Origin of the sequence: Aquisalimonas asiatica (assembly GCF_900110585.1) — a bacterium.
Classification (GTDB): Bacteria; Pseudomonadota; Gammaproteobacteria; order Nitrococcales; family Aquisalimonadaceae; genus Aquisalimonas; species Aquisalimonas asiatica.
Genome location: NZ_FOEG01000002.1, coordinates 277439 through 291709, shown reverse-complemented (window position 1 = coordinate 291709; position 14271 = coordinate 277439). Strand labels below are relative to the sequence as shown.

Below are 14271 nucleotides of genomic sequence, written 5' to 3'. Positions count from 1 at the left end.
GGAGTGACGACGTGAGCGATGCAACCTGGCGGCCCGCCGCCTCCCTGGAAACCCTGCATGCGCGGTCCCGACTGCTGGACGCGGTGCGGGGTTTCTTTCGTGAACGCGGGGTCCTGGAGGTGGAGACGCCCATGCTCTCCGCCGCCGCGGTGACCGACCCCAACCTCGAGTCGCTTGCCACGGCGTATGACGGCCCGGGGGCGCCGGCGGACGGGCGATTGTACCTGCACACCTCGCCGGAATTCCCCATGAAGCGGCTTCTGGCTGCGGGCTCCGGCGCGATCTGGCAGATCACCCGGGTCTTCCGCGGCGGTGAGCGTGGCGCGCGGCACAACCCCGAGTTCACCATGCTCGAGTGGTACCGTCCCGGCTGGGATCACCACGCGCTCATGGACGAGGTGGCGGCGCTCGTCCAGCACGTGATCGGGCCGCGACCGGTCCGTTTTCACACCTATGCAGGGCTATTCGCCCCCCTGGGCATTGATGCCCATGGCGATGCCATCGCGCGCCTCGAGGCCGCGGCGAACCGGTTGTCGGTGGCGCCGCCGCAGGGCCTGGACCGGGAGGCGCTGCTGGATCTGATCCTGTCCCACTGCATTGCGCCGGATCTGGGCCGTGACGCCCTGGACTTCGTGCACGACTTCCCCGCGGCCCAGGCCGCACTGGCCCGCATCCGGCCCGGTGACCCGCCGGTGGCCGAGCGCTTCGAGTGCTACCTGCAGGGCATGGAGATCGCCAACGGATTCCACGAGCTGAGTGATGCCGACGAGCAGCGGCGGCGCTTCGCCGCGGATCAGGACACGCGCCACCGCCGCGGTCAGCCGGTGCCACCGATGGACGAGAATCTGCTGGCCGCCCTCGGGGCGGGGCTGCCGGATTGTGCCGGGGTGGCCCTGGGGCTGGATCGGCTGTTCATGGTAGCGCTGGGGGCTGCGCACATCGACGAGGTGCTCGCGTTTCCCCTGGAGAGGGCATGACAGGCGGTTGGCGTGGCAGTGCACGAGTCGGGATGGTGGACGTAAACGTCCACCCTACGCCCAGACCCCGAGGCACCGCTCCGTAGCCCCGTAGGGTGGACCTTCAGGTCCACCAGCCGATCACACCGACGTGCTCAATCGTCCCCGTCGTCCGGCGTGAGGACCTTCGCATCCCCTGCGTGGTCCACGGTCTCCAGGCGCACCGGCCGTCGCCATACCCGCTGGATGTAATTGAGCACCTTGCGGGAGCGGTTCAGGTCCAGACCGCGGCCGTCGTTCTCGACGTCGTGCCCCAGCTCCAGGTGGCCATCGGCGCCCATGGCCTTCACGTAGATGCGCGGCCCGCCGTAGTTGAACTTCGGCGCCAGGATGTTCTCCCGCAGGGTGTCGATCTCCCGGTCGCGCACGATGAACCGCTCTTCGCCGCCGGCGCCGGGGCGGCGGGTGAAGTTGAACAGCTGCAGCTCCTTGGCCAGATCCTCGTGGAGGTAGTTGCGGATGAAGCTGAAGTCGTCCTCGTCCCGCCGGATCGCCAGGGCCTCGTCCAGGCTGCAGTCCTTCAGAATGCGCTCCCACATGGAGAACCCCAGGTGGTAGGGGTTTACCCGCAACGAGACCGCATCGTCGCCTGCGTAGGGCCGGACCACGTCGGAGTGGGTCTTGATGGCGTCCAGGTAGACCCGGTCGGGGAGAAAATCCGCTTCCCGCAGCAGGCGGGCGTGCCAGTAGCTGGCCCAGCCCTCGTTCATGATCTGGCAGGCGAATACCGGGTAGAAATAGAACGACTCCTCCCGGACCGCGAGGAAGATATCCCGCTCCCAGCCCTCCAGCTCCGGGGCGTAGCGGGCGATGAACCAGAGCAGGTCGTACTCGGGGGCGGGCGGGATCGGCGCACGCTCCCGCGCCGGCAACGGTTCCGCGGTGTCTTCCCCGGGCAGTTGGTCGTAATGGCGCTGGAATCCCTGGGCCGGCGGCTTGTCACGGGGCTCGCGCATCACCGGGTAATCGGGGCGGTTGAGCCCCTGGTTGGTGTCCACGTTGGCTTCCAGGGCGAGGGCGGCATCCAGCACCGCTTCCACCCGGCTCTGCCCGTGGTCCTCGATGGCGGCCTGGATCCGGTTGGCACGCTCGGCGGCCTGCTCGACGATGTGGTAACCCACCTCGCGCTGCATGCGCTCGAACAGCTGATTGTTGCGGGAGAAGTCCGCGTGACCGAGCACGTGGGCGGTGACCAGCGTGTTCTCGGCCAGGGCGTTGTCGTCCACCAGGTAGGCGCGGTTCGGATTGCCGGGGAAGACCACCTCGAAGATCTTCGAGTGGCCCATGCGGTGCTGGACGTACTGGTAGATGTAGCGCACCCCGAACGACCAGTGGGGCATGCGCACCGGCAGCCCGTAGACCGCCACCTCCATCATGAAGGCGTTGGGAACCAGCTCGAAGTCCACCGGGTAGAAGCTCAGGCCCCGCTCTTTCGCCAGGGCCTCGATCCGCGGTGCGTAATCGGCAAGCTGCTCGTTGCTCATCTCCGGGCCGTGCATGTGGTCCACGGTCACCTCCTGGCTCGTGATGCGTCGGTGCTAGTCGCTGTCTGCGGCGCTGACCTGTCGCCGGAAGAACGCGCGAATGGCGTCCCAGATGTCCTCGTCGGCGTGCACGGTATAGCTGCTGACCGGGTAGTTGCGCGCCTCCAGGGACTTGAACAGCCGTCCGGTCTCCGAGCGTGCCGCCTCGAAGCGGTTCTGGGGCGTCTCCACCAGCCCCATGAAGTTCACCTCCGACGCCAGCTCCAGGGCGACCGCCTCGGCGGCGTCGCGGTCATCGGCGAAGTTGTCGCCGTCCGAGGCGTAGAAGACGTACTGGTTGTACTGGGCGGCGGGGTAGCGCTCGGCGAAGATGTCACGCACGCTGCGCATGCCGCTGGAGGCCACGGTGCCGCCCGTGGCGCTGATCTGGAAGAACTCTTCTTCGCTGAACTCCCACGCCTCGTTGGTGTGGGCCACGAATACCGTCTCGATATTGCCGTACTGCCGGCGCAACCCCTGGGTGGCCCAGAAGAAGAATGCCTTTGCGAGCTTGCGCCGGTTGCCGTCCATGCTCGCCGAGACGTCCAGGATGAAGGCCACCACGGCATTCATGGCGGGGCGGCGACGCCGGGAGAGCTGCCGGTAGCGCAGGTCGTCGTCGGTGAACGGCACGGGATCGGTCTGCACGGCGCGCCGCTTCACCGCTTCCTTGACCGTGCGGCGGCGGTCCAGCCGCGCCCGCGGCCCGCGGCGGTCCCAGCCCTCGGGCGTGAGCTCATCGTCCTGCAGGGCGTCGGCGGTCTTGGGCTTGAGGTCCGGCAGCTCCAGTTCCTGCCAGATCCAGTCCACGATGTCGTCCACCTTGAACTCCAGCACGAACTGGAATTCCCCTTCGCCACTGCCGCCTTCACCGCTGCCCTTGCCGCGCTTCGGCTGGCCGCCGGTGCGGAATACGTCCCCCGGTTCGCCCTTGCCCTGGCCGACGCCGTCGTCCTCGTGGGGGTCGCGCAGGCGGAAGCGGTAGTGTTCCATGAACCGCACCGGCACCTGCACGGTGCGGTCGCCGGGGCGGCTGAGGATGTCGGAGCCGGTGACCATGTCAGGCAGGTGGTCGCGAACCGCGTCCCGGACCTTCTGGTTGTGCCGGAGCCAGTCCCGGGCACCGCGGGAGAACAGGTCGTACCAGCGGTTGTGCACCGCCATGCGGGAGATGGGCTGGCTGTCGTCGTCGCGCATAGAGCCTCCAGGAAAGCTATCCCCCGCCCGGGCGACATCCGTGCCGCCCGGGCCGCCGCGGCGCCTACTCCTGGGAGAGCAGGGTGGTGACGTAGTTCAGGGCCTCGCGGGCGCTGTGGGCGTCATACCCGTAATCACTCACCAGGCGGTCCTCGACCGCAGAGACCTTCCGTTGCGTCTCGTCATCGGGCCGTGCGCTGGAGGTCACCAGCCGCAGGACATCGCGCCGCTCCTGGAAGAGGTACTGTTCCACCGCCTCGCGCAGCCGTTCGTGACTGCCCAGGGTGAACTTCTCCCCCCGTTTGTAGGAGCCCATGGCCTTGCGGACCACCTCCTGGCGGAACGAGTGCTTGCCGGCGTCGGAGATGGAGATCTTCTCCTCCACGCCGCGCAGGAAGCGCTCGTCCGCGTCCCGCTCCTCGCTGGTGATGGGGTCTTCCACCTTGCGGTTGTCCAGTACCGCTTCCACTTCGTCCAGGTACTTCTCCAGCAGCTCCTGGGCCTCCTGTTCGAAGGAGACGAACAGGGCCTTGTGCACGTCCTCTTTCACCCACCGGTTGTAGAAGTCCTTGCGGGTGGTGACCAGCAGGTCGACCCACATCTTCTTCTCCTTGGCATCCATGCGCGCATCGGACTCGATGGCGTCCTTGAGGGCGATCAGCACGTCCAGCGCCGTGAGGCTCTTGTTCTCGCTGCGGCTGATGGCTCCGGCCAGGGTGTTGACCACGAACCGCGGGCTGACACCGTCCATGCCCTCGTCGGGGTTCTCGTTGCGGACCTTCTCCACTTCGGAGCGTGAAATGCCTTCGACATCTTCCCCGGCGTGCAGGCGGACCTTCTTGGTGAGGTCCAGATCCGCCCGCTCCGACGGCTTCAGCCGGGTCAGCACCGCGAACACCGCCGCCAGCTTGAGCGCATGCGGGTCCAGGTGCACCTCCTGGAAGGTGGGCGTCGCCGACGTGAGCTTCTCGTAGATGCGCGCCTCATCCTGGTAGCGCAGGGTGTAGGGCACCTGGATGATGACCATGCGGTCCAGCAGCGCCTCGTTCTCCTTCTCCTGCAGGAACTTGCGGAATTCCGCCAGGTTGGTGTGCGCGACGATGGTCTGATCCATGTGGATCAGCGGGAAACGCGAGACCTTGATGTTCTTCTCCTGGGTGAGCGTGAGCAGCAGGTAGAGGAACTCCCGCTTGACCTTGAGAATCTCGATCATCTCCAGCATGCCGCGGTTGGCGGCATAGACCGCCCCGGACCACGACCACGCCCGCGGATTGCCCTCGTCGCCGTACTGGGCAACCTTGGAGAGGTCCACCGAGCCCACCAGGTCCGCGATATCCGCGGTGGTGGGGTCGTGGGGTGCATAGGTGCCCACGCCCACGCGCCCCGCTTCGCTGATGAACACCCGCTCCACCGGCACCTGGGTGAAGTCGCCCTCGTACTCCTCTTCGAGCATGGTGCGGGTGTAGGGCGAGAGCTCGCCTTCGATGTTGACGCCGTAGGTATCGCGGAATTCCGCCCGCTTGCTCTGGGGAATGAGCAGCAGCGGGTTCTCGTGGATGGGCGAGCCCTTGATGGCATACATGGCGCCGTCGTCCGTGAGGCTGTACTCCTCCAGGCCGCGCTTGAGCAGCGTGACCAGGCTGGATTTGCCGCCGGAGGGCGGGCCCAGCAGGAGCAGCAGGCGGCGCCCCACTTCGGAGCCCTCGCTGGCCGCCTTGAAGTAGTTGGCCACGCGCTCCAGGGATTCATCCATGCCGTAGAGATCGTTGGCAAACAGGTCGTATCGGGTGACGTGCTCTCCCTCGTCGGACCGCTGGCTGCCATGCCAGCGGATCATGTCCCATAGGTACTGGTGACTGGTACGTGCCAGGGCGGTCGGCGCCGTGGGCAGTACCTCGCGCAGGAACGCGCCAAACGTCCCTTCCCAGTGCTTCGCCTTATGCTGCTGGGTGTAGCTGATCAGGGAATCGACAAACTGATCTTTATCCACCATAACCGGCCCTCTGCGGAGTGCTGACAACGCAAGACATCCAGGGTGACCGGCCGTTGCTCCCGACCTGTTGCACGTGCCCGGGGCCGGTCACCGCGGTCCACGCTCATACGGTTGGATCGGGTGTTGCGCCGTTTAGTTCCGATGGCGTGAACCCTCACTCACAGTATGGTTCCGGCTGTGGCGGTTTGCTGCCTGCGATTGGCACTGAATTGCGCGTTTGTTGACGCCGTTCACGCTCTCCCTGCAAGCCGGTAGACTACCCGTCGTCCCGGGGGCGCCGGGGCGGCGGACCTGCCACGAACCGAGAGTATGGACATGAGCGCATCATCGCTGGAGCAGGCGCGGGGCCGTGTGGCCGAACTGCGCACGCAGATCGACGAGCACAATCACCGGTACCACGTGCTGGATGCGCCCGTGCTGGCGGATGCGGAGTACGATGCGCTGCTGCGGGAGCTCCAGGGTCTTGAAGCCCAGTACCCGCAGCTGGTCACCCCCGACTCGCCCACCCAGCGTGTGGGCGCGGCGCCCTCCGAAGGCTTCGGCGAGGTAGTGCACGGCCTGCCCATGCTCTCCCTGGATAATGCCTTCGACGCCGACGAGTTACGGGAATTCGACCGCCGGGTGCGTGAACGTGGCAGCGTTGCCGCCGTGACCTATATCGGCGAGCCGAAGCTCGACGGGCTGTCCCTCAGTGTCCGTTACGAAGACGGCCTGCTGGTGCAGGCGGGCACCCGCGGTGATGGTCGCGTGGGTGAGGACATCACCAATAACGTGCGCACCGTGGGCAGTGTGCCCCTGCGACTCCGGGGGGATAATCCCCCGGCGCGGCTGGAAGTCCGCGGCGAGGTGGTGATCCGCCGTCAGGATTTCGAGACGCTCAATGCCTCGCGCCTGGACAATGGCGAACGGCCGTTCGCCAATCCGCGCAACGCCGCCGCCGGCAGTCTGCGCCAGCTCGACCCGCGGATTGCCGCCCAGCGGCCACTGACCCTGTTCGCCTTCGGGGTGGGGGAGTGTAGCGCCTCGCTGGGAGACACCCACTGGCAGGTGCTGGAGCAGCTGCGCGCCTGGGGGTTCCGGGTTAATCGGGAGGTGCGGCGGCTGGAGGGCGTCGACGGTTGTCTGGGCTTCTACGAGGAGCTGCTGGAGCGCCGGGACAGCCTGGATTACGAGATCGACGGTGTGGTGTTCAAGGTGGACGACCTGCGCCTGCGGGAGACCCTGGGTTTCACCGCCCGCGCACCGCGCTGGGCCATCGCCTCGAAGCTGCCCGCGCGGGAGGCCACCACCCGGGTGCGGCGCATTCTGCCGTCTGTCGGCCGCACCGGCGCCATCACGCCGGTGGCGGAGCTCGAGCCCGTGGAGGTGGGCGGCGTCACCGTCGGCCGCGCGACGCTGCATAACCTGGACGAGCTGCGTCGCAAGGATGTGCGCGAGGGCGATACGGTGATGGTCCGCCGTGCCGGGGACGTCATCCCCGAGATCGTCAGCGTGGTTCAGGAAGCCCGGCCCGAGGGCGCCGAACCCTGGGAGATGCCGACGGCCTGTCCGGTCTGCGGCTCCGAGGTCATCCGGCCGGAAGGGGAGGTGGACTACCGCTGCATCGGCAGCATGCAGTGCCCGGCGCAGCTCAAGGAGTCCATCCGTCATTTCGCCTCACGCCGCGCGCTCGACATCGAAGGGCTTGGCGACAAGGTCGCCGAGCAGCTGGTGGATACCGGGCTGGTCGGGGAGCTGGCGGACGTGTTCACCCTGAAGAAGGCGAAGGTGCTGGCGCTGGATGGCTTCGCCGACGTCTCCGCGGGCAATCTGATCGCCGCGGTGGAGGCGCGCCGCCGCATTCCGCTGGACCGGCTGCTCTACGCCATCGGTATCCCGGGGGTGGGCGACGATACCGCGCGCCTGCTGGCCACCCAGGTGGGGGATCTGGATTTCATACGGCGGGCGCATCCGGTGCTGCTGGCGCTGATTCCCGGCATTGGCCGCACCATGGGCGAGGAGATCCGCGCCTTCTTCGCCGACGAGCGCAATGCCGGTGGCCTGGACCGCCTGCTGGGGCTGGTGAAAATCACCGGGGAGGACGGCTTCGCCGCGGCGTACGCGGATGCCATCAGCGCCGCGGCGATCATCACCGAGCTCGGGCTGCCCAGGGTCGGCCCCAAACGTGCGGCAGAACTGGCCGGCAAGGCCGACCACCTTGAGGAACTGGCGGCGCTGCCGGTCCAGCGCCTGCCCGTCTCCGGTGCCGATGCCGAGCGGGTGCGTCAGGCATTGCAGGACCTGCAGCCCGTACTGGCCGAAGTGGATGCGCTGCTGCTGGAGAAATACCTGCACTGGACCAGTGACCGCAGCAGCGCCCGCATCCAGGGGGGTGCTGCTGCAGCCAGCCCGCTCGCGGGCAAGACCTTCGTGCTCACGGGCACCCTCGAAGGCATGAGTCGGGACCAAGCCAAGGCAAGGATCGAGGCGCAGGGCGGCAAGGTGACCGGCATTGTGTCCGGAAAGACCGACTACGTGGTCGCGGGCGAGGCGGCTGGGTCGAAGCGGGCCAAGGCGGAGGAGCTGGGTGTGGCCATTCTTGATGAAGCCGGCCTGGAGCGACTTCTCGACGGGTAGAAGCTGGCGGGCGCGCCATGGCATCAGGCCCGATCAGTCGTCGTCCCGTGGCCGGTACAGCTCCACCTTGCCCTCCTGGCGCAGATTGTTGACGTAGCCTTCGATACGCTCCTGGGTCAGCGTATGCCGCAGCTGCTCGGAGACATCCTCGAAATGCGGGGGCTCCCGGTCACGCTGACCTTCCAGCTTGATGACGTGGTAGCCGTAACGCGTACGCACGGGCTCCCGGGTGTACTCACCGACTTCCAGCTCCATGACCGCTTCACCGAACGGCCGCACCATGTCGCCAGGCACGAACCAGCCCAGATCACCGCCGCGCACCGCCGTGGGGCCGCGGGAGAGGCGCTCGGCGAGTGCGCCGAACGCTTCGCCGTCGTCCAGCTCCTCGATGACGGCCTCCGCTTCCGACTCGTCCGCCAGCAGAATATGCCGCGCGTGGTACTCCTGGCGCTGGCTTTCCTGGTCCATGAGCTGGTCGAAGCGCGCCAGCATTTCGTCATTGGGCACGGGCTCGCGCTTGAGTTCCTCGAGCATGGCCTGGGCGAGCACCGCGTACTGGAGGTTGCGCATCTGCGCGCGGACGGTCTCGTTGTCCGTCAGCCCGCGCTCGCGTGCGTCCTGGGCAATCAGGGTCATCTCCACCAGCTCCAGCAGCAGGGTCTCGCGCTGCTCCTCGTCGACGCGGTCCGGGTTCTCCCCGGTGCGCCGCAGGATATGCAGCTGCAGCATGGTTTCGCTGATGGGTTCGTCGTTGACCTTGGCGACGATCCGGACCGTCTGTTCGCCGGAGTCCTGCTCGTCCGCCCCGTCGTCGCTGCAGCCGGCAGCAAGCAGCGCGAGCGGCAGGACCAGCCCGTACAGCGCGCGGACGGCTGCGTTCATGCCGACTGGTCCTCGTGTTCCGCCGGGGTCAGGGCGCGAATGCTCAGGGCGTGGATGGTGTCCCTGCGCATGGCGTCACCCATGGCGTCGTAGACCAGGCGGTGACGCCTGATCGGGGGCTGCCCGTCAAATGCGTCGCTGACCACCAGCACGCGGAAATGGCCACCGCCATCCTTCGCTCCGGCGTGCCCTGCATGCAGGTGGCTTTCGTCCTCGATGTCGATGTGCCGAACCGGCAGCGCTGCCTCGAGCCGCTGCCGGATCATCGCCACCCGTTCCTGCGTCATGGCAGTACCTTCTTGAACGGCTTCACGGTGACTGACTGGTAGACGCCCGCGGCCACGTACGGGTCCGCGTTGGCCCACGTCTTGGCATCCTCGAGGGACGCAAACTCCGCGATGACCATGCTCCCGGAGAAACCCTCCGGGCCCGGGTCCTCGGCATCGATGGCCGGGTTCGGGCCGGCGACCAGCAGGCGGCCCTCGGCCTTCAGCGCCTCCAGGCGCTCCAGGTGTGCGGGGCGCGCCTCCTTCCGCAGGGGCAGGCTGTTCTCCACGTCCTCGCTGATGATGGCGTAGTACATTGATTGTTTTTCCTGATTGTAGGTGTCTGGCAACAGTCCGCGAGGTTATCACAGCCCATCGGCGCTCGGCAGGCACCGTCATCCAGGCCGCAGGGAGAGCGCGGCCGCCACTGTGCTACATTACGCCGGACATGACGCCGGTCGGCCGGAATGCCTGCTGTCGGGCCGAACCGGGCCCGCTTCCGCAGACATGCCGACATCACTTCCATTGACAGCCGTCGGCGGCATCCGTTCGGCGCAGGACGCAACGAGGGCGCGATGAGCCAGTATTTCGAGATCCACCCCGAGACGCCGCAGCCACGACTGATCCGTCAGGCCGTCAACATCCTCGAAGCGGGCGGCGTCATCGTCTACCCCACGGATTCCACCTATGCGCTGGCCTGCGCCATGGGGGCGAAAGAGGCCGTGGACCGCATTCGCCAGATCCGCCAGCTCCCCGAGCGGCACAACTTCACCCTGACCTGCCGTGATCTGTCCGACATCGGCACCTATGCGAAGGTGGAGAATACCGCTTACCGTCTGTTGAAGGCCTTTACGCCCGGGCCCTATACGTTCGTGCTGCGGGCGACCGGTGAGGTGCCGCGGCGGTTGCAGCATCCCAAGCGCAAGTCCATCGGTATCCGTGTCCCTGACCACCCCATCGCCCGGGCGCTCACGGAGGGGCTGGGCGAGCCGATGATGACTACCAGCCTGCTGCTGCCTGGCGATGATCTGCCCATGACCGAAGCCGAGGACATTCGCGAACGCATCGGCAAGCTGGTGGACCTGGTCATCGATGGCGGCCCGTGCGGCATGGAGCCCTCCACCGTGGTGGATCTCTACGATGGCAAGCCGGTGGTGCTGCGCCGGGGTGCGGGTGATGCCAGCGTGTTCGAGGAGTGATGCCAGGGGCGCGACCGGGTATCATGGCGCGCTCATTGTGAACAGCTACAGGAGTCCGCGTTGAGTTCCCTTCCTGCACGGCACAGTCGCGTTCTGTCAGGTATGCGCCCCACCGGGCGGCTGCACCTCGGCCACTACCACGGCGTGCTCAAGAACTGGCTCAAGCTCCAGCAGGAGCACGAGTGCTTCTTTTTTGTCGCCGACTGGCATGCGCTGACCACCCATTACGACGAGCGGGAAGTGCTCTCCGGTAACGTCTGGGAGATGCTCATCGACTGGCTCGCCTGCGGCGTGAACCCGAACCTGGCGCGCGTGTTCATCCAGTCCCGGGTGCCGGAGCATGCCGAGCTGCATCTGCTGCTCTCCATGGTGACGCCGCTGGGCTGGCTGGAGCGCGTGCCCACGTACAAGGATCAGCAGGAGAAGCTCAAGGAGAAGGACCTGGCCACCTACGGGTTCCTGGGGTATCCGCTGCTGCAGTCCGCCGACATCCTCATCTACCGCGCCACCGGCGTACCCGTGGGCGAGGATCAGGTGGCGCACGTGGAGCTGACCCGGGAGATCGCGCGCCGCTTCAATCACCAGTTCGGCCGCGAGCCCGGTTTCGAGGACAAGGCCCTTGCCGCCGCCAAGAAGATGGGCAAGAAGAACAACAAGCTCTACCTGGACCTGCGGCGCAAGTACCAGGAGAGCGGCGATGCCGAGTCACTGGACGTGGCCCGGGCCCTGCTGGACAACCAGCAGAACATCACCCTGGCTGACCGGGAGCGCCTGTTCGGTTATCTGGACGGCAGTGGCGTGGTCATACTGCCCGAGCCCCAGGCGATGCTCACGCCGGCGCCGCGCATGCCGGGTCTCGACGGTCAGAAGATGTCCAAGTCCTATGGCAATACCATCTCCCTGCGCGACGAGCCCCAGGAGGTGGAGCAGAAGATCCGGACCATGCCCACCGACCCGGCGCGGGTGCGCCGCACCGACCCCGGCGAGCCGGAGAAATGCCCGGTGTGGGATTTTCACAAGGTCTACTCCGATGACGACACGCGCGAGTGGGTACAGCAGGGGTGCCGCTCCGCCGGCATCGGCTGCCTGGAGTGCAAGAAGCCGGTCATCGAGGCGGTGCAGGCCGAGCTGAAACCCATTCGTGAACGGGCGAAAGAGTACGAGGCCGACCCGGAAGCCGTGCGCAGCATCGTCGCTGCCGGTGTGGAGGAGGCCCGGGATTGCGCCCGGGAGACCCTGGATGACGTGCGTCGCGTGATGGGGCTGCGCTACTGGTGAGCCCGACCGCCACGGAGGCCCGGTGACGGAAGCAGCGGACAGCGACAACCTGCTCGACCAGGACGGCGACGCCGTGGCGACCGCCCGGATCCGTGGTGAGCCCCTGCGTGAGCTGCCACGGGATCTGTACATTCCGCCGGACGCCCTGGAAGTGTTTCTGGAGGCGTTCGAGGGGCCGCTGGACCTGCTGCTGTATCTGATCCGCCGGCAGAACCTGGACGTGCTCGATATTCCCATTGCGGCCATTACGCGCCAGTACATGGAGTACGTGGAGCTCATGAAGGAGCTGCGGCTCGAGCTGGCCGCGGAATATCTGGTCATGGCGGCCATGCTGGCCGAGATCAAGTCGCGCATGCTGCTGCCGCGGCCGCCGGTGGTGGAGGATGAAGAGGACGACCCGCGCGCCGAACTGGTGCGCAGGCTGCAGGAGTACGAGCGCTACAAGATGGCCGGCCAGGACCTGGATGCGCTGCCCAGGGTCGGCCGCGACATTTTCCCGGCCGAGGCGGAAGCGCCGGACGTGGAGGTCCGCCGCAGCGAGCCGGAAGTGGACATCCGCGAACTCCTGGGCGCGCTGGCGGACGTCATGGCGCGGGCCGAGATGTTCACCCACCATCACGTGCAGAAGGAAGCGCTGTCCGTGCGCGAGCGCATGACCGAGACCCTGAGTCGCCTCGAAAGCGAACGCTTTACCACCTTTACCGACCTGCTGCATGCCGAAGAGGGGCGGGCCGGGGTGGTGGTGGGGTTTCTGGCGATCCTGGAGCTGATCAAGGCGTCCCTGGTGGAGGTGGTGCAGTCCGAGCCCCTGGCGCCGATCTACCTGCGGGCGCGTGCCTGAGGGAGAGGGAGCATGGCGAAGCCGGATCTCAAGCACATCATCGAAGCGGCACTGCTGGCGGCCGGCGGGCCCCTGTCGCTGGATCACATGCAGACGCTCTTCGGTCGCGACGAAGAGCCGGACAAGGCGGCCCTCCGGGCGAGTCTCGCTGAGCTGGAGCAGGACTACGCCGGTCGCGGAGTCGAGCTGCGGGAAGTGGCCAGTGGTTTTCGCATCCAGGTCCGCCCCGAGCTCGCGCCATGGGTCTCGCGCCTGTGGGAGGAGAAACCCCAGCGCTACTCCCGTGCACTGCTGGAGACGCTGGCGATCATCGCCTACCGGCAGCCCGTGACGCGCGGCGAGATCGAGGAGGTGCGCGGTGTGTCCGTGAATACCAACATCATGCGCACCCTGCAGGAGCGTGGCTGGATACGCACTGTCGGCCACAAGGATGTCCCCGGGCGCCCGGGCATGTACGGCACCACAAGGCAGTTCCTGGACTACTTCAATCTGTCGAGCCTCAACGAACTGCCGACACTGCTGGAGCTGCGCGACATGGACGACATCCACCCCGAACTGGACCTCAAGTTCCCGGAAGAAGCCGACGCCGGCGCGCCGGAACACCCAACCGCCAGCGAGCAGGAGCCCGGGCGTGAGTGACGAGAAGCTGCAGAAAGTCCTGGCCCGCGCCGGCCTGGGGTCGCGCCGCGAGGTGGAGACCTGGATCCAGGTCGGGCGCGTGCGGGTAAACGGCCAGGTGGCCACCCTCGGTGACCGGGTCACCGGCGCGGAGCACATCACCGTGGACGGCCGCCGGGTGCCGGCGGAGAAGCTCACGGGCCTGCGGCGCAAGGTGCTCATGTACCACAAGCCCGTGGGCGAGGTGACCAGCCGCCACGACACCGAGGGGCGGCCCACCGTGTTCCAGCAACTGCCCCGGCTCGGTCAGGGTCGGTGGATCAGTATCGGTCGCCTGGACCTCAACACACTCGGGCTGCTGCTGTTCACCAACGACGGCGAACTGGCCAACCGCCTGATGCATCCCTCCTGGGAGCTCGAGCGCGAGTACGCCTGCCGCGTGTTCGGCGAGGTGGATCAGGCGATGCTCAACCGCCTGACCGCCGGTGTGGTGCTGGATGATGGCGAAGCGCGGTTCGACTCCATCGTGCCCGTGGGCGGCGAGGGCGGTAACACGTGGTATCACGTGGTCGTGCGCGAGGGGCGCCAGCGTGAGGTACGCCGGCTGTGGGAGAGCCAGGACGTGGCGGTCAGCCGGCTGATCCGCGTGCGTTACGGGCCGGTCTCCCTGCCCCATGACCTGCCACGCGGCAAGTACCGTTTCCTGGAAGACGACGCCATCGCGGCGCTCTGCCGCGCGGTGGATCTGGACCCCCGCCAGTCCATCAGCCCCGATGCGTCCGGTGGCGGCGGCAGGCGCAAACCGGCTGGTAGCAAGGGGCGCAAGCCGCGTCGCCGATAAT

13 protein-coding genes are annotated in these 14271 nt (G+C 67.2%); 7 read left to right on the top strand and 6 right to left on the bottom strand.

The window, feature by feature from the left end; translation table 11 throughout:
• The first annotated feature begins 11 nt into the window (after window positions 1–11).
• Window positions 12–977, top strand: a complete 966-nt coding sequence (epmA, locus tag BMZ02_RS06120) for an EF-P lysine aminoacylase EpmA (RefSeq protein WP_091640930.1) — start codon at window positions 12–14, stop codon at window positions 975–977.
• Window positions 978–1111: 134 nt separating this feature from the next.
• Here epmA and BMZ02_RS06115 read toward each other — a convergent pair whose 3' ends face one another.
• From BMZ02_RS06115 to BMZ02_RS06105, 3 genes are all read right to left on the bottom strand, one after another.
• Window positions 1112–2515, bottom strand: coding sequence for a SpoVR family protein (locus tag BMZ02_RS06115; protein WP_245753979.1), 1404 nt, complete (start codon window positions 2513–2515; stop codon window positions 1112–1114).
• Between the two features lie 39 nt (window positions 2516–2554).
• Entirely contained in the window at window positions 2555–3736 is a 1182-nt protein-coding gene (locus BMZ02_RS06110; protein WP_245753960.1) for a DUF444 family protein, read from the bottom strand.
• Window positions 3737–3800: 64 nt separating this feature from the next.
• Window positions 3801–5729 carry a PrkA family serine protein kinase gene (locus tag BMZ02_RS06105; protein ID WP_091640928.1) on the bottom strand — a complete coding sequence of 643 codons (1929 nt, stop codon included), beginning with the start codon at window positions 5727–5729 and terminating at the stop codon, window positions 3801–3803.
• Window positions 5730–6044: 315 nt separating this feature from the next.
• Between BMZ02_RS06105 and ligA the strand changes: the two genes are divergently transcribed.
• Window positions 6045–8345, top strand: coding sequence for an NAD-dependent DNA ligase LigA (gene ligA, locus BMZ02_RS06100; protein ID WP_091641865.1), 2301 nt, complete (start codon window positions 6045–6047; stop codon window positions 8343–8345).
• 33 nt (window positions 8346–8378) lie between these two features.
• Here ligA and BMZ02_RS06095 read toward each other — a convergent pair whose 3' ends face one another.
• From BMZ02_RS06095 to BMZ02_RS06085, 3 genes are read right to left on the bottom strand one after another with little or no spacing between them, the layout of a single operon-like run.
• A complete protein-coding gene (locus BMZ02_RS06095; RefSeq protein ID WP_091640926.1) occupies window positions 8379–9227 on the bottom strand; it encodes a peptidylprolyl isomerase in 849 nt (282 codons plus the stop codon).
• Complete coding sequence (locus BMZ02_RS06090; RefSeq protein ID WP_091640924.1) at window positions 9224–9514, bottom strand: BolA family protein; 291 nt, start codon at window positions 9512–9514, stop codon at window positions 9224–9226. The genes BMZ02_RS06095 and BMZ02_RS06090 overlap by 4 nt, the downstream gene beginning before the upstream one ends.
• Window positions 9511–9810 (bottom strand): YciI family protein, encoded by a 300-nt coding sequence (locus BMZ02_RS06085; protein WP_091640921.1) that lies wholly within the window; start codon window positions 9808–9810, stop codon window positions 9511–9513. Before BMZ02_RS06085 ends, BMZ02_RS06090 begins: the two co-directional genes overlap by 4 nt.
• Before the next feature lie 258 nt (window positions 9811–10068).
• Here BMZ02_RS06085 and BMZ02_RS06080 point away from each other — a divergent pair, with 258 nt between their 5' ends.
• From BMZ02_RS06080 to rluB, 5 genes are read left to right on the top strand one after another with little or no spacing between them, the layout of a single operon-like run.
• Window positions 10069–10692, top strand: a complete 624-nt coding sequence (locus BMZ02_RS06080; RefSeq protein WP_091640918.1) for an L-threonylcarbamoyladenylate synthase — start codon at window positions 10069–10071, stop codon at window positions 10690–10692.
• A gap of 60 nt (window positions 10693–10752) precedes the next feature.
• Entirely contained in the window at window positions 10753–11970 is a 1218-nt protein-coding gene (locus BMZ02_RS06075) for a tryptophan--tRNA ligase (RefSeq protein ID WP_091640915.1), read from the top strand.
• A gap of 22 nt (window positions 11971–11992) precedes the next feature.
• Window positions 11993–12811 carry a segregation and condensation protein A gene (locus BMZ02_RS06070; RefSeq protein ID WP_091640912.1) on the top strand — a complete coding sequence of 273 codons (819 nt, stop codon included), beginning with the start codon at window positions 11993–11995 and terminating at the stop codon, window positions 12809–12811.
• Between the two features lie 12 nt (window positions 12812–12823).
• Entirely contained in the window at window positions 12824–13450 is a 627-nt protein-coding gene (gene scpB, locus BMZ02_RS06065; RefSeq protein WP_091640908.1) for an SMC-Scp complex subunit ScpB, read from the top strand.
• Entirely contained in the window at window positions 13443–14270 is an 828-nt protein-coding gene (gene rluB, locus BMZ02_RS06060; protein ID WP_091640905.1) for a 23S rRNA pseudouridine(2605) synthase RluB, read from the top strand. Before scpB ends, rluB begins: the two co-directional genes overlap by 8 nt.
• The last annotated feature ends 1 nt before the right edge of the window (window position 14271 follow it).

Bases quoted from the DNA above. Each gene is read 5' to 3' on its own strand.
- BMZ02_RS06115 (WP_245753979.1), bottom strand. From the start codon at position 2,515: ATGCACGGCCCGGAGATGAGCAACGAGCAGCTTGCCGATTACGCACCG.
- BMZ02_RS06110 (WP_245753960.1), bottom strand. From the start codon at position 3,736: ATGCGCGACGACGACAGCCAGCCCATCTCCCGCATGGCGGTGCACAAC.
- BMZ02_RS06105 (WP_091640928.1), bottom strand. From the start codon at position 5,729: ATGGTGGATAAAGATCAGTTTGTCGATTCCCTGATCAGCTACACCCAG.
- ligA (WP_091641865.1), top strand. From the start codon at position 6,045: ATGAGCGCATCATCGCTGGAGCAGGCGCGGGGCCGTGTGGCCGAACTG.
- BMZ02_RS06095 (WP_091640926.1), bottom strand. From the start codon at position 9,227: ATGAACGCAGCCGTCCGCGCGCTGTACGGGCTGGTCCTGCCGCTCGCG.
- BMZ02_RS06090 (WP_091640924.1), bottom strand. From the start codon at position 9,514: ATGACGCAGGAACGGGTGGCGATGATCCGGCAGCGGCTCGAGGCAGCG.
- BMZ02_RS06085 (WP_091640921.1), bottom strand. From the start codon at position 9,810: ATGTACTACGCCATCATCAGCGAGGACGTGGAGAACAGCCTGCCCCTG.
- BMZ02_RS06080 (WP_091640918.1), top strand. From the start codon at position 10,069: ATGAGCCAGTATTTCGAGATCCACCCCGAGACGCCGCAGCCACGACTG.
- scpB (WP_091640908.1), top strand. From the start codon at position 12,824: ATGGCGAAGCCGGATCTCAAGCACATCATCGAAGCGGCACTGCTGGCG.